General features: G+C 56.0%; 12 protein-coding genes. All 12 read right to left on the bottom strand.

Features of this window, described 5'->3' with window-relative positions:
* Positions 1-38: 38 nt before the first annotated feature.
* The 12 genes from C2U68_RS12710 to C2U68_RS12655 all read right to left on the bottom strand — a co-directional run bounded on the left by C2U68_RS12710 (position 39) and on the right by C2U68_RS12655 (position 14,605).
* Entirely contained in the window at positions 39-1,697 is a 1,659-nt protein-coding gene (locus C2U68_RS12710) for a family 2A encapsulin nanocompartment cargo protein cysteine desulfurase (RefSeq protein ID WP_140912853.1), read from the bottom strand.
* Complete coding sequence (locus tag C2U68_RS12705) at positions 1,684-2,601, bottom strand: family 2A encapsulin nanocompartment shell protein (RefSeq protein ID WP_140912852.1); 918 nt, start codon at positions 2,599-2,601, stop codon at positions 1,684-1,686. The genes C2U68_RS12710 and C2U68_RS12705 overlap by 14 nt, the downstream gene beginning before the upstream one ends.
* Before the next feature lie 424 nt (positions 2,602-3,025).
* Complete coding sequence (epsC, locus tag C2U68_RS12700; protein WP_140912851.1) at positions 3,026-3,955, bottom strand: serine O-acetyltransferase EpsC; 930 nt, start codon at positions 3,953-3,955, stop codon at positions 3,026-3,028.
* On the bottom strand, positions 3,952-4,929 hold the full coding sequence (gene cysK / locus C2U68_RS12695; RefSeq protein ID WP_140912850.1) for a cysteine synthase A: 978 nt from the start codon (positions 4,927-4,929) through the stop codon (positions 3,952-3,954). Before cysK ends, epsC begins: the two co-directional genes overlap by 4 nt.
* Positions 4,930-5,018: 89 nt before the next feature.
* Complete coding sequence (locus C2U68_RS12690) at positions 5,019-5,921, bottom strand: LysR substrate-binding domain-containing protein (RefSeq protein WP_140912849.1); 903 nt, start codon at positions 5,919-5,921, stop codon at positions 5,019-5,021.
* Positions 5,922-5,955: 34 nt separating this feature from the next.
* On the bottom strand, positions 5,956-6,999 hold the full coding sequence (locus C2U68_RS12685) for a sulfate/molybdate ABC transporter ATP-binding protein (protein ID WP_140912848.1): 1,044 nt from the start codon (positions 6,997-6,999) through the stop codon (positions 5,956-5,958).
* 178 nt (positions 7,000-7,177) lie between these two features.
* Positions 7,178-8,050 carry a sulfate ABC transporter permease subunit CysW gene (cysW, locus tag C2U68_RS12680; protein ID WP_140912847.1) on the bottom strand — a complete coding sequence of 291 codons (873 nt, stop codon included), beginning with the start codon at positions 8,048-8,050 and terminating at the stop codon, positions 7,178-7,180.
* Between the two features lie 10 nt (positions 8,051-8,060).
* On the bottom strand, positions 8,061-8,888 hold the full coding sequence (cysT, locus tag C2U68_RS12675; protein ID WP_140912846.1) for a sulfate ABC transporter permease subunit CysT: 828 nt from the start codon (positions 8,886-8,888) through the stop codon (positions 8,061-8,063).
* Positions 8,889-9,000: 112 nt separating this feature from the next.
* Entirely contained in the window at positions 9,001-10,005 is a 1,005-nt protein-coding gene (locus tag C2U68_RS12670) for a sulfate ABC transporter substrate-binding protein (RefSeq protein ID WP_140912845.1), read from the bottom strand.
* 201 nt (positions 10,006-10,206) lie between these two features.
* Entirely contained in the window at positions 10,207-11,712 is a 1,506-nt protein-coding gene (locus C2U68_RS12665) for an alginate export family protein (protein ID WP_140912844.1), read from the bottom strand.
* A gap of 129 nt (positions 11,713-11,841) precedes the next feature.
* On the bottom strand, positions 11,842-12,015 hold the full coding sequence (locus tag C2U68_RS12660; RefSeq protein ID WP_140912843.1) for a YezD family protein: 174 nt from the start codon (positions 12,013-12,015) through the stop codon (positions 11,842-11,844).
* Positions 12,016-12,220: 205 nt separating this feature from the next.
* On the bottom strand, positions 12,221-14,605 hold the full coding sequence (locus C2U68_RS12655; protein WP_140912842.1) for a tetratricopeptide repeat protein: 2,385 nt from the start codon (positions 14,603-14,605) through the stop codon (positions 12,221-12,223).
* Positions 14,606-14,690 lie beyond the last annotated feature (85 nt).

The following is a 14,690-nucleotide window of genomic DNA, read 5'->3' as shown; positions in this document are numbered from 1 at the left end:
GACCGGAGGCAAAACTACACCGCCGGTCCCGTACTTCGTTAACCGCTGAAGTGGGTTTTAGAACATTGCAGACGTTTGACCACGGCCGCCAGGCGGTCGATTTCTTCATAGGTGTTATAGAACGCCAGTGAAGGCCTGACCGTCGCTTCCAAGCCAAACCGGCGCAGAATCGGCTGGGCGCAGTGGTGGCCGGAACGCACGGCAATGCCGGCCTCGTTCAAGGCTTTGCCGACATCCTGCGTACTATGGCCGGCGAGTACGAACGACAACACGCTGGTTTTGTCCGGCGCGGTGCCGATCAAGCGCAGGCCCGGAATCATGCGTAGCGCGTGCATGCCGTATTCCAGCAACTCGTGCTCGTAACGGGCCACGTTCTCGATGCCGATTCGGCTCAAATAATCCAGCGCCGCGCCCAAACCTACCGCATCGGCGATATTGCCGGTACCGGCTTCGAATTTGGCCGGGGCCGGCTGGTAGACGGTTTTCTCGAAGGTCACGTCTTCGATCATATTACCGCCGCCCTGCCACGGCTGGGTGGCTGCCAACAGTTCCGGCTTGCCGTACAACACGCCGATGCCGGTCGGGCCGAAGATCTTGTGGCCGGAAAACACGAACCAATCGCAATCCAGACTTTGCACATCGACCCGCAAATGCGACACCGATTGCGCGCCGTCCAGCAACACCTTGGCCCCCGCCCGATGCGCCAGTTCGATCATTTCCGCCGCCGGTGTTACGGTACCCAAGGCGTTCGAAACCTGGGTGAACGATACCAGCTTGGTCTTGGCGTTCAGCAATTTTTGGTACTCGGCCAAAATCACCTGGCCGTCGTCGTCGACCGGAATCACCCGCAACACCGCGCCGGTTTCCTGACATAGCTGCTGCCACGGCACAATGTTGGCGTGATGCTCCAGCCAGCTGATGACAATCTCGTCGCCCTCACCGATAAATTGCCGGCCCCAGCTTTGCGCGACCAGATTGATCGCCTCGGTGGAACCGCGCACAAATACGATGTCGTCGGCCGACGACGCATTGATGAAACGCGCCACGGTATCCCGAGCACCCTCGTAAGCGTCGGTAGCCCGCGCCGCCAGTTCATGCGCGGCGCGGTGGATATTCGAGTTCTCGTGTCGATAAAACTCGGAAATCCGGTCGATCACGCATTGCGGCTTTTGCGTGGTTGCGGCGTTATCGAGCCAGGCCAGCGGATAGCCGTTGACGCGTTCCGCGAGGATTGGAAAATCCTTGCGTACCCCATGCACGTCGAAAGACGGATGCGCGTTACCGAGCGAGGTCAAATCGGCATTTCTGCCCAATGCCGCCAAATCGTGCAAAAAATAGAACGACGAAGCCGCTGCCGGCGGCTTGGGACCCACCAAGTTTCCTGGCTTGACGGCCAAGGCCTGTTTCAGTTCCGCTTCGCCGGGCAGACCGAAGCTACGCGAAACCAAACCCGACGGCGCATTTTGGTCGATACCGGGCAGCCGATCGAAACCGGAGGCTACGTTTGCGGCCGGCGCCAACGTGGCGGCCGAATGCGGCACATTGTCGATGGCTGCGCCGTCGGTCATCGGCGCAGAGCTAAAGTACAAGTTGGCCAAGAGGGTCAGTTCCGCCGCGTCCGGCAGACCGGCCGGCACCGGGCCGCCGTTCAAGGCTTGTTGCGCCAGCGCGGCCAAATCCGGATTAGGCGTAGTCATAGTAGTTGTCCACTTCGACGTTTTCGAGCACGCCGATGGCGTCGTCGGTCAAAATCGCCAGCGAGCAATACAGCGACACCAGATACGAGGCAATGGCTTTGTGGTTGATGCCCATGAAGCGCACCGACAAGCCCATGCTCAGTTCGTCGGTCAGATTCGGTTGGTACAAACCGACTACGCCTTGGCGGCTTTCGCCGGTGCGCAGCAGCAGAATATTGGTTTTGCCGTTGCTGATTTTCAGTTTGTCGGTTGGGATCAACGGCAGACCGCGCCAGGTGATGAACTGCGAACCAAACAAAGACACAGTCGGTGGCGGTGTGCCGCGGCGGGTGGCTTCGCGGCCGAAGGCGGCTATCGCGCGTGGGTGGGCCAGGAAAAACGCCGGCTCCTTCCAGACCCGGGCGATCAGTTCGTCCAGATCGTCCGGAGTTGGTGAACCTTTGCGGGTTTTGACTTTTTGCGACTCGGCGACATTGTTCAACAAACCGTACTCAGCGTTGTTGATCAGTTCGCTTTCCTGACGTTCTTTGACGGTTTCTATGGTCAGGCGCAATTGCTCGTGGATCTGGTTATGCGGACTGCTATACAAGTCAGCAACGCGGGTATGCACGTCCAGTACGGTATTGACCGCATTCAGGCGGTATTCGCGGCCCCACTCTTCGTAATCGACGAAGGTTTGCGGCAGCACTTTCTCGTCCAGGCTGGAGCAATCGACAGCGATGCTGGTTTCGCTTTTAACTTTGTTGACCCGATAAATACCTGCTTCGACCGGTACCCAAGGCAACAGGTGAACCAGCCAGCGCGGCGTAATCGTGCCCATCATCGGCACGGTTTTGGTGGCGTTCGATAAGGTGCGCGCGGCGACGTCGCCTAACGCGGTATGGGCTTCATGGATATCCGACATAACAACTCCCTAAGTGGTTTGGTGACAATTGAAAATCGCCGTAGCGATCCTTTTTGCATCAGCCGCACCGGAAACCGGCCCGGAGCATTACTTTTCTTCAGGCCAAAAAAAAGCCAATGAACCTCGGCCGCGATTAAAACGGTCAAGATTCATTGGCTTCCGGTGGTCCGGTCAGCGGATGACTAATATCAAGATAATGGCTGCTTGGAAAGGCTGTCAAGCCGCGCCGGCTTTGAACCAGCGGCCGTTATCGAGTTACTGAATATGCTTATCTAAAAATAACGTTTAGCGAAATTAAGAAAACGCGTTTTGCGCAGCCAATTCATTTTATCTGTTTGTTTTTCTTAAAATTTTCTTGTCATCGCCTTGAAAAGGCGTTCGCTAAAAAAGTTTTCGGCTAAACCGATTTTTTTTATAAAAAACTTCAAATGCCGCCGCCGGCGGCGAAAATTTCGGTCCGGGTTTGGCCTTGGCTGACATGACTGCCCGGCGGCACGCTGTGGGTCAACCAGACGTTACCGCCGATGATCGAGCCCTTGCCTATCGTGATCCGGCCCAAGATCGTCGCGCCGGCATAAATCACCACATCGTCCTCGACGATCGGATGGCGGGCATTGCCCTTGACCAGCATGCCGTTGTCGTCTTTCTCGAAGCGTTTCGCGCCCAGCGTCACGGCCTGATAGACCCGCACCCGGCTGCCGATCACGGCAGTCTCGCCGATGACGACGCCGGTGCCGTGGTCGATAAAAAAACAATCGCCGATTTGGGCGCCGGGATGGATGTCGATACCGGTGGCCGAATGCGCCAACTCGGCAATCACCCGCGCCACCAACGGCGCTCCCAAATTGTAAAGCTCGTGCGCTACCCTATGGTGTATCGACGCGGTAATCCCCGGATAACACACCAACACTTCGTCCGAGCTGCGTGCGGCCGGATCGCCTTCGTACGCAGCCTGAATGTCGCTATCGATCAACCGCCGGATTTTCGGCAGCCGTTTGGCAAATTCGCGGGTTATCTCGACTGCCCTGGGTTTGACATCGGTCGATGAGCCGTTTTGCTCGGCAACGAAACGCAGTTCCAAGGCCACTTGCCGCTCTAATTGGCGCAACAGACTGTCCAGGGTATGGCCGACGAAGTAGTCGATACCTTCGTCGTTCAAGTCCTCCTGGCCCAAACGATTCGGAAACAACACCGCGCCGAGGCTATCGATGATCGGACCGAGCACTTTGCGCGACGGCAATTTCGGCGGATGCTCGCGGCGCTGGCGGTGTTCCAGCGATTTCACGCGCAGGTCGCGCAACTCGGCGACCAGCGCGTCGATACCCCAGCCAGTGGCGATATCGCTTAGACTCATACCGCCACTCCCTGGGCATCGAACAAACCTTCGAACAAGGCCGAACTCAGATAACGTTCGCCCGAGTCCGGCAAAATCACGACGATGGTCTTGCCGACATTCTCTTCGCGTTTGGCCACCCGCACTGCGGCGGCGACCGCGGCACCGCAGGAAATGCCGGCCAGGATCCCCTCTTCCCGCGCCAAGCGCCGGGCATACTCAATCGCGTCGTCGTTGCTGACCCGCTCGATGTCGTCGACCAGCGACAAATCCAGGATGTCCGGCACGAAGCCGGCACCGATGCCTTGGATTTTATGCGGCGCCGGTTGTAGCTCCTGGCCGCTACGGAACTGGGTCAGGATCGGACTGGCTTCCGGCTCGACCGCAATCGAGACGATCGGTTTACCCTGGGTCAGCTTGATGTACCGCGATACGCCGGTAATGGTGCCGCCGGTACCGACGCCGGAGACGAAGATGTCGATCGCGCCGTCGCTGTCGCGCCAGATTTCCGGGCCGGTGGTTTGTTCATGGATCGCCGGATTGGCCGGGTTCTTGAATTGTTGCAACAAAACATAGCGTTCCGGATCGGAGGCGACGATTTCCTCGGCTTTGGCGATCGCGCCTTTCATGCCTTTGGCGCCTTCGGTCAACACCAGTTTGGCGCCGTAGGCCACCAGCAATTTGCGGCGTTCGATGCTCATGGTGTCCGGCATCGTCAAGGTCAGCGGGATACCGCGCGCGGCGGCGACAAAAGCCAGGGCGATGCCGGTGTTGCCGCTGGTCGGTTCGATGATTTCCTTGCCTGGGCCCAGCAAACCACGCTGTTGGGCGTCGTTGATCATGGCCGCGCCGATCCGGCATTTCACCGAATAGCCGGGGTTGCGGCCTTCGATTTTGGCCAGCAAGGTCACCGGCGCGCCGTCGGTGATGCGGTTGAGTCTGACCAGCGGCGTGTTGCCGATCGATTGCGAATTGTCGGGGTACCAATATGCCATGTTGATGTCCTTGCGCCGCAGCGGCGCGAATACGTTAAATGCGTTAAATGCGTTGAAACAATCCCCTCCCATTGTACGCACCGTCCGATTTAAGAGGTAGCCCGGCCGCTGCCGGCGTTTAACAACTCGCCGATAAAGCAACGCAAATAAGTGGGTAAATACAGTTGCTTAAGATACGCCAATTTGGTCATAGAGCGCGGGATCAAATGCGCCAGATCGATACAGATCAGATCGCTGTCGTTGCCCGGCTCGTACGAAGCGCCGGAAATGATGCCCACTCCCAGACCGAGCCTGACATAGGTTTTGATCACGTCCGAGTCGGCGGCGGACAAGGTGATATCCAGTTCCAAGCCGTGCTTGGCAAAGGCTTTTTCGATATTGGAGCGACCGGTATAACCGGGCGAATAGGTCAATAACGGATAGGACGCCAGCTTCTCCAGCGTCAGCTTGGCGTCGGCGAGCGGATGGCCCTGCGGTACGATCGCGACGTGGTTCCATTCGTAGCACGGCTTGATCACCAGCTTCTCGCTGTCCTCCATTTTTTCGGTGCAGATGGCGATGTCGGCTTCGTGGCGGTACAGCAAATCGATGATTTCGCCCGGCGACGACTGCACCATGTAAATGGTCACGCCGGGAAATTGCTCGCGAAACTTGCGGATCGGCTCCGGCAACAAATACTTGGCCTGCGTGTGCGTCGTGGCGATGTGCAAGGCGCCGTTGCGGTTGGCCTGGTAGTCGTCGGCGATGGTCTGGATGTTGCGTTTGGCCAGATCGATGCCTTCGATTTCCTTCATCACCCGCTCGCCCATCGGCGTAAAACCTAGGATTTTCTTGCCGTGGCGTTCCAGCAGCGGCGAGCCCAGTTCCTCTTCCAGCAATTGAATATGGCGGCTGGCAGCGGATTGGACGATATTGACCTTGTCCGCGGCCTTGGACAGGTTGAACTGGGTTTCCGGCAGCAGGCGCAGTAGTTCCAATTGGCTGAAATTCATCGATGCGCACTCCTTTGCCGAAGCCGGCTAGTCATCAGTTGAACCAATGCGCATGTTTGATCCGCAGCGCCACCCGGTCGCCCTTTTGTAACGCCAGTTCGCGGAACTGTTCGTTGGGCATTTCGGCGTAAATCGTGGCGCCGGAACCGTTGGCACCGTCGCGGTTCAATTCCAGCCGGATCGTGCCGCCCAGATGTTGCCAGTCTTTCAGATAAACCGGGGCTTGATTCTGATCGACTGGTTTTTCGACGCCGATATGGTGCGGCCGGACATGGGCGACGATGCCTTGCGAGTCGTCGACGATCACGCCGCTTTGCTTGAGCCAGAAATGTTCCTCGTCGTCGAGTTTGAAGACGTTGGTCTGGCCGATGAAACGGGAAACGAAGTCGCTGGCCGGATGATCGTAGATTTCGCTCGGCGTACCCTTTTGTTCGATCTTGCCATGGTTCAACACCACGATCTGGCTGGAGACTTCCATCGCCTCTTCCTGGTCGTGGGTGACGAAGATGCTGGTCACGTTCAGTTCCTGGTGCAAATGCCGCAACCACAGCCTTAAATCCTTGCGCACGCTGGCATCCAGCGCGCCGAACGGCTCGTCCAGCAGTAATACCGACGGCTCGACCGCCAAGGCTCTGGCCAAGGCGATGCGCTGGCGCTGGCCGCCGGACAATTGATCCGGGAACCGGTCGTGCAGCCAATCGAGTTGCACCAAATTCAGCAAGTCGTGGACCTTCTTGCGGATGATCGCTTCGCTGGGCCGGTCCTTGTGCGATTTGACCCGCAAGCCGAAGGCGATGTTGTCGAACACCGTCATGTGGCGGAACAAGGCGTAATGCTGAAACACGAAACCGATCTGCCGGTTTTTGACCGGTTGCTGGGTGACGTTATCGCCTTTTAGGTAAACCTCGCCTTGGTCGGCCTGCTCCAGGCCGGCGATGATGCGCAGCAAGGTGGTTTTGCCGCAGCCGGACGGTCCCAACAGCGCCACCAGTTCGCCTTCCGGAATATCCAGGTTGATGTTGTCCAGGGCTTTGAAGTCGCCGAACTGTTTGCTGATGTTTTGTAGGGTGATGCTCATGGCGGCAGTCTCTGTGAATCGTATTTGGAAATTATTTTCAAGGCCGACGCGTCGGGTTATACCCATAGGGCACAAGCGCCTAACGGCTCGGTAACCGCTCCTGCGTTACCCTACCTCCTTTATGCCCCAGAGGGTATGCATCCATGCAGTCGTAACCCGACCTACGTTGTTTCGATTTTTATGCCTTCGCCTTTTTCCGGTCTTCGCTTTGTTTCCATTCCAGCAGGGTTTTGAAGATCAGGGTCACGATCGCCAGGCCGGCCAGGATCGACGCACCGGCAAAGGCGGCGACGAAGTCGTATTCGTTGTAGCTGACCTCGACATGCAGCGGCAGGGTGTTGGTCAGGCCGCGAATATGGCCGGATACCACCGACACCGCACCGAACTCGCCCATCGCTCTGGCATTACAGAGCAGCACGCCGTACAGCAAGCCCCATTTGATGTTGGGCAAGGTAATCTTGAAAAAGGTTTGCCAGCCGCTGGCCCCCAAGGACAAGGCCGCTTCTTCCTCTTCGTGGCCGATTTCCTGCATCAGCGGGATCAATTCACGGGCGACGAATGGAAAGGTCACGAACAAGGTCGCCAGGACGATGCCGGGCACTGCGAAGATAATCTTGATGTTATGTTCGGCCAACAGCGGCCCCAACCAACCTTGCGAGCCGAAGATCAATACGTAAATCAAACCGGCGATCACCGGCGACACCGAAAACGGCAAATCGATCAAGGTAATCAACAGGCTTTTGCCACGAAACTCAAAGCGAGAGATAGCCCAAGCCGCCGATACGCCGAACACGGTGGTCAACGGCACCGTGATGGCGGCGGTCAGCAAGGTCAAACGCATCGCCGCCAGAGCGTCCGGATGTTGCAGCGCCGTGGCATACGCTGACCAGCCCTTGCTGAAGGCATTGATCAAGACCGTCGCCAGCGGCAACACCAAAAACAGGCCGATGGTGGCCAGACTGATGCCGATCAGCACCAGCCGCACCCAGTCGGCATCTTTCAGCGCCAGCGCGTTGGCCGGTTTTCCTATAGCTGTAGAAATCGCACTCATCGCCGTCTCCTTAAAGTTGGCCGCTACGGCGGCGCACCCACCATTGCAGGCTATTGATTAACAGCAGCAACAGGAACGAAATTACCAACATGGTCAGACCTATCGCCGTGGCGCCGGCATAGTCGTATTGTTCGAGCTTGGTGATGATTAACAGCGGCACCACTTCCGAGATGTAGGGCATGTTGCCGGCGATAAAAATCACCGAGCCGTACTCGCCGACGCCGCGGGCAAAAGCCAAGGCAAAACCGGTAATGGTCGCCGGTAGAATGTTGGGGAAAATCACTTTGATGAATGCCTGCCAGCGGCTGGCGCCCAGGCTGGCAGCGGCTTCTTCCATGGCCAGATCGAATTCCTGCAACACCGGCTCGACGGTACGCACCACGAACGGCAAGCCGATGAAAATCAACGCGAACACGATGCCCAAGGGTTTGAACGCAATCTGCACGCCGGTAGCTTCGATCACCCATTTGCCGATCCAACCCTTGGGTTCGTAGATCGTCGCCAACACGATGCCGGCCACGGCGGTCGGCAAGGCAAACGGCAAGTCGATCAGCGCGTCGAACAGTTTTTTGCCGGGAAACGGATAGCGCACCAGCGTCCAGGCGATGACAAAGCCCAAGGCGGCGGCGACGGCGGCGGCGATCAAGGCCGCGCCGAAGCTGACTTGAAACGAGGCGATCACCCGCTTGTTGGTCAAAATCCCCCAAAACTGTTCCAGACTCAGATTCAGCGATTTCAGCAACAACGCACTGAGCGGAATCAAGACGATCAGCGTCAGGTAGAGCAAGGTAAACCCTAAAGCGGGGCGAAATCCGGGCATGATGTGGCTTTGTGGCATAACTATTTTTATGTAGGTCGGGTTAGCGAAGCGTAACCCGACGTTTGGCAATCGATTTGTCGGGTTACGCTTCGCTAACCCGACCTACATTTTCATTCGCAACAATATCTTTCTACGGCGTATAGATCTGGTCGAAATTGGCGCCGTCGTCGAAGTGTTCTTTCTGCACCTGCGCCCAGCTGCCGAAGCGCTCGTTCACCGTGAACAATTCCAGTTTCGGGAAGCGTTTCAGATCCTCGGCATCGGCGTGTTCCGGATGCGACGGCCGATAGAAATGCTTGGCCACCAATTTTTGGCCAATCGGGGTGTACAGATAATTCAAATAGGCTTCGGCCAAGTCCTGGGTGCCGTTTTTCTTGACCACTTTGTCGACCACGGTCACCGGCGTTTCGGCTTTGATGCTGGTCGGCGGCACGACGATTTCATATTCGCTGGCGCCGAACTCCTTCAAGGCCAGGAAGGCTTCGTTTTCCCAGGTAATCAAGACATCGCCGATGCCGCGTTGAATAAAGGTCGTGGTCGAGCCGCGGGCGCCGGAGTCCAGTACCGGCACGTTTTTAAACAGCTTTTTGACGAAATCCTTGGCGGCGTCCTTGCTGCCGAATTTCTTCTCGCCGTAGGCCCAGGCCGCCAGATAGTTGTAGCGGGCGCCGCCTGAGGTTTTGGGATTGGGGGTGATCACTTGCAAGCCGTCCTGGGTCAGATCGCCCCAGTCCTTGATCCCTTTGGGATTGCCTTTACGCACCAGAAACACGATGGTCGAGGTGTACGGCAGGCTGTTGTCCGGCAGCCGTTTTTGCCAGTCTTTCGGCAGCAAATTGGCTTTCTCGGCGATCTGGTCGATGTCGTAGGACAGGGCCAAAGTCACCACGTCGGCTTCCAGGCCGTCGATCACCGCCCGGGTCTGTTTGCCGCCGCCGCCGTGCGATTGCTGAACGTTAACGTCCTCGCCGGTTTTTTGTTTCCAGTACTTGATGAATTCCTTGTTGAAATCCTGATAGAACTCGCGGGTCGGGTCGTACGACACGTTCAGGATGGTCCGGTCCGCCACCGCCGTGGCGCTGGCCAGCAGGCCTAACGCAAGCAGCACGGATTTAACGGTGTAACTCAGCTTCATAATGACTCCTCAAGAGATTGATTCGGTACTCGGTAGCCGAAACGCCCGGCTTTAACACCTTTGGCGATATGGTACGCGGCCTTTTATCTGATTTAAAATGATCGTTTTCGAGATACATATCTTATTTAGGGATATAAAAACCCACGGCTCCGCCCGGCTCGACCAACCGGCCAAACCTGCTCAGGGGGAATGAGCGTTTAATTAATGATATTTGGGCTTGCCGTCGCCGAATGCGTTCAGCGAAACTTCGAAATAAAAGAAGTTGCTCGGTTCGTTGGTAAAAGGGCCGTTGGTTCTGGCCAAAGAGGTCGTATAGTCTCCGGGCGTGTAATGGGCGTAACTCAAGCTCCAATCCACGAAAGCATTCAACTTGTGGCGCAGGCGGATATCGAATTCGTGACCCATAAAGGTCTTGCCGTTGCCGTTACCCAAACCGGCCCGCCGCCATCCGCCGGCATCGCTTTCCAGCCAATAGGCGTTGTAACCGGTATCGATCCGCACATCCTTGTAGGGCGTAAATTCCAACCGCGCCTTGGGGGCATGAATGTTATCCCACGAGTAATAGTCGTTGCGCGACCAAGGCTGGTTAAAGCCGTAAAAAGCATCGAAGCGTTGATTGGTGCGGTCGCCGCCGGTTTTATCGCCGGTACCGTAGCCGTAATACAGGCTGGCGCGGGGTTTCCAGTCGTGGTCGAAGGTGTAACCCAACTCCAGCGAGTAAGCCAACGCGTCGTGTTGTTCGACGATCTGCGAATAGTTATTGCGGTTGGTTCCGGTCAAGCGACCTTGGTGACCGAACTGCTTGGTGATATCGGCATCGAAATCGAAGCCGCTGTCCCAAAACAAGCCGTAAACCCGTAAACCCGGTGAATAAATATCAGCATCGGCCTTGCGGTTGGCGTTGATCGGATTGCGCGGATCGCCATCGACGTGCTTACCCAGAAAATACGGTTGGATCGTCACATAGTCCGACCATTGCTTCCAACTGAACACCGCGCCATAGAACCAGGTGTCTTCGTCGGGCTGGTCGAAGTCGTATTTCAAGCGGTCGACCGGTTGAAATACGAAGGTATCCAGATCCCAGTTGTTCTGCTTCTTGCCGAACCGCACCCGATAACCTTCGAAATTGTTGGTGGTATTGCGGAACTCGTTGTTACCGACCAAGCGCCGGTCCAGTAGCTCCAGATGCTGGCGACCGGCGCGAATGCTGATCGGCCGGTTATGGCCCAAGGCATTGGCGAAATACAACTCGGCATAGCCCTGGATCATTTCGAATTCGTTGACGTCGGCGTCGGTCCGCGAGTAGAGGCCGTTATAACTGCGGGCGTCCTCCAATTCCATGACAAAGCGTAGCGGATCGAGAATATCCTTTACCCCCAGAAAAGCCCGGGTTCGTAACAACCAGATATTGTCGGGATCGGGCCGGTAAACTCCGCTGTTGTTTGCTCCTACCGGGCGGTAATCGTTTTCCCGGTATTCGTAACGGCTGCGAAAATCCAGACCGACGTCCAGCCACTCTACATTGCGGAATTGTTCGAATTGGGTTTTGCTCAAGTTTCTGACATAAGCCGGCGTATCCGGTGCCGGTTCCACCCGGTAGCCTTTGGTCGGCCGGTAATAATCCTCGGCGCCGACGTTCCCAATTAGGCCGAGCAGTAAGCCGATCGCACCGGTCGCCGATCGTGCGCTGATGTGTTTTCTTCTCATGGTTAACTCGTGTATTCGGTTGCAGACGTGGAATCAAAATTCCTGATTGGCTAACTTCCGGCGATCCGGTCGGTTATCGGTGCTATTGGTTTTTTCGCCGCGGGTACGGTAGAACTGGGGTTAGATGCGTCAGGCACTTTTCACGCGAAACTTTTCATGTTTCTCGATTTGTACCACACGGCCGTCGTGCACCACGATTTCCACCGAACCGAAACGCAGCCCCCGCAAGATGGCAATGACTTGCCTGACCAGCTCTTGCTGCTGGGCCGATGTTGAAAAGTCGGTTTCGAATTGGATTTGCATGTGGTCTCCGCGCGCATGAACTGCATAAGAACTCCCGTTGCGAAACATGTTACGAAAAACAAATAGCCGTTTGAAACGGTAAATATCGATTATTAAATCGAAAAAAAAGATAAAGCATGAACACACCAGTACATAGCAAAACCTGAGGGCAAAAAAAACGCCGGCCCTTGCGGGACGGCGTTTTCCGGTGGCGAAGCGCGGCGGTTTACAGCTTGCCGAGCACTTCCTTGGCTTCGGCCAAGCCGTCGAACTCGACTTTCTTGTCGACCGCTTTTTGCAGATACTCGCGAGCTTTGACCGGATCGTTGGTTTTGTAATAAATCATGCCCATGTGGTAGTTGCTGATCGGCGATTGTGCGTCGCGTTCGATCGACTTGTTCATGATTTCCTTGGCCTTGTCGTAATTGCCCTGCTTGTAGGCAATCCAGGCCACGGTATCCAGCATATTTGGGTTGTTGGTTTTCAGCAGGGGTTCTGCCAGTTTGGCAGCCCGCTCCAGATTTTCCGGCGTCGCCGCGAAATCCGACAAGTAGCTTGCCAGATTATTGACCGCCACCGCCGAATCGGGATGCTGTTTGTAGGAAGCTTCATACAGGGCTAACACTTCCTGATTCTGACCGTCGCGGTGGTACAAACGAGCCAGATCGTCGACCAGTTCCATGGCTCCGCCAGTTTTCTCGATACCTTTTTTATAAATATCGATCGCGCCGGCTTTGTTTTTCTGGGCCAGTTCGATCAAGGCCAAGTTGCGATAAGGGCTATACCAATCGGGTTTGATCGACTGCGCCTTCTGGTAAGCGGTTTTGGCTTCGGCAAACTTCTGCTCGTTCAGATAGGCGCCACCGATCAGGTTATAGGCGACGAAATGGTCCGGCTGTTGTTTGACCACCTGTTGCAACTTGGCCAAGGCTTTGTCCGATTGTTTTAACACCAGATAGCTTTTCACCATTTCGGTCAAAGGCTCCACCGCATCCGGTTTCCGCTCCAAGGCCTTGCTAAAGGCTTCGACACTTTCCGCCAGCTTGTTTTCCGCCTGGTAGGCCAAACCGGACATGTAAAAACCGGTAGCGTCCTTGTCGTTCAAATCCTGCACCTGCTTGGCCGCGGCTTGGGCTTTGTCCCAGTGCTTTTGCGTCACTTCCAGTTTGAACAGAGCTTCCAGACCCTTCAAGCTTTTCGGATTGGCTTTCAGCAAAGATTCAAGTTGGGCTTTGGCTTGGTCGGGCTTATTACCTTTCAAAAACAGGCCGACCAAATCCAGTTGCGCGGTTTCGTCGGTCGGTGTCAGCGACACGACTTTTTCCATGTTCTCGCGCGCCAGTTCATCTTCGTTATTGCGCAGATGCGCCGCCGACAGCATTTTCAACACGCCGGTGTTGTTGGGCTGATCGACCAGCACCGCCCGGAAGTCGGCGATTGCGTCCGGAATCCGGTTTTCCGCCAGCGCAAATTGGCCGCGCATCGTCAACGCTTCGGCGTCGCGCGGATTGTTTTCCAGTACTTCCTTGATCAGGGCTTTGGCTTCGTCGCCGCGTTTGGTCAAGGCATACAAGGCGGCCAATTTATTGCGCGCGGTGATCGCGTTCGGGCCTAATTTGTCGCGGTCGACAATTTCTTTCAAAGTGGATTCGGCCTTGTCGAATTCTTTTTTGGCCAGATGGATGTTAGCCAGTTTGAATTTCAATTCGTAGGCATCCGGCTTTTGCTCGATCATCGGCAGCAGTTCGGCAATCGCCACTTCCGGCCCGCGCTTTTCCAGCAAAAAATCGATTAAGTAGGTTTTTGCAGTATCGTTGTCCGGCATTTGGGCGACGGCGTTACGCAAAGTGGCTTCGGCCTTGTCGACTTGCTGAGTGCCGACCTGAAACAGCGCCAGGCTGCGGTAATGCTGCAATTGCTGCGGTTCGAGCTTGACGATGTCCGCCAGCGTATTCTCGGCTTCCGCCGCATTCTGGGTTTTGGCGTACAAACCGGCCAACATGCTGCGCAGCGGCACATTGTCTGTCTTTTTGGCAATCGCCTGTTGCAATAGCGCAATGGCCTGATCGGTTTTGTCCAGACGGGTTTGAATCGATGCCATCATCAATGTAGCCGGCACGTCGTCCGGACTTTGCTTCAGCGCGCGCTCGACCGAAGCAATGGCGCCGTCGTTATTGTTTTTGGCTGATTGCACGCCGGCCAGCAATACCAGCGCTTCGACGTTGTCCGGTTCTTTCGCCAGCGCTTCACCGACCATTTTTTCGGCATCGTCGACCATTCGATTCAGTAGCAGCAATTGGCCGACCCTGACTCTGGCCATCACATGATTCTCGCTGCTGGCGACAACGCCGCTGTATTCCTTGAACGCGGCTTCGATTTTACCTTGCTTGCTTAGGGCCTCAGCCATTTGAAACCGGCTTTCGGCGTCTTTCGGATCGATTTGCAGAACGTTTTTAAAGGCCAATTGGGCTTTCTCGTAATCGCCCGCTTGAAACAGCTGCTTACCCTCTTCCATGTATTTCGCTTTCCGTTCCTCGGCGCCGTTACAGGCCACCAATCCGGTCGTCAAAACAACAATGCCCAGATTTTTCAAAAAATTATGTGTTGTCATGAGTATCTCGATGATTCTTGCGTGTGGTTGTTTAGGACGCGCCGGTCGAAGCGGATGACTCCATCCCGCCCGGAACAGATTCAAA

Source organism: Methylomonas koyamae, from assembly GCF_006483455.1.
Lineage (GTDB): Bacteria > Pseudomonadota > Gammaproteobacteria > Methylococcales > Methylomonadaceae > Methylomonas > Methylomonas koyamae_B.
Note: the sequence above shows the minus strand (reverse complement) of the source record. Positions and strands in the feature narration are given on the sequence as shown.

Bases quoted from the DNA above. Each gene is read 5' to 3' on its own strand.
- C2U68_RS12710 (WP_140912853.1), bottom strand. From the start codon at position 1,697: ATGACTACGCCTAATCCGGATTTGGCCGCGCTGGCGCAACAAGCCTTG.
- C2U68_RS12705 (WP_140912852.1), bottom strand. From the start codon at position 2,601: ATGTCGGATATCCATGAAGCCCATACCGCGTTAGGCGACGTCGCCGCG.
- epsC (WP_140912851.1), bottom strand. From the start codon at position 3,955: ATGAGTCTAAGCGATATCGCCACTGGCTGGGGTATCGACGCGCTGGTC.
- cysK (WP_140912850.1), bottom strand. From the start codon at position 4,929: ATGGCATATTGGTACCCCGACAATTCGCAATCGATCGGCAACACGCCG.
- C2U68_RS12690 (WP_140912849.1), bottom strand. From the start codon at position 5,921: ATGAATTTCAGCCAATTGGAACTACTGCGCCTGCTGCCGGAAACCCAG.
- C2U68_RS12685 (WP_140912848.1), bottom strand. From the start codon at position 6,999: ATGAGCATCACCCTACAAAACATCAGCAAACAGTTCGGCGACTTCAAA.
- cysW (WP_140912847.1), bottom strand. From the start codon at position 8,050: ATGAGTGCGATTTCTACAGCTATAGGAAAACCGGCCAACGCGCTGGCG.
- cysT (WP_140912846.1), bottom strand. From the start codon at position 8,888: ATGCCACAAAGCCACATCATGCCCGGATTTCGCCCCGCTTTAGGGTTT.
- C2U68_RS12670 (WP_140912845.1), bottom strand. From the start codon at position 10,005: ATGAAGCTGAGTTACACCGTTAAATCCGTGCTGCTTGCGTTAGGCCTG.
- C2U68_RS12665 (WP_140912844.1), bottom strand. From the start codon at position 11,712: ATGAGAAGAAAACACATCAGCGCACGATCGGCGACCGGTGCGATCGGC.
- C2U68_RS12660 (WP_140912843.1), bottom strand. From the start codon at position 12,015: ATGCAAATCCAATTCGAAACCGACTTTTCAACATCGGCCCAGCAGCAA.
- C2U68_RS12655 (WP_140912842.1), bottom strand. From the start codon at position 14,605: ATGACAACACATAATTTTTTGAAAAATCTGGGCATTGTTGTTTTGACG.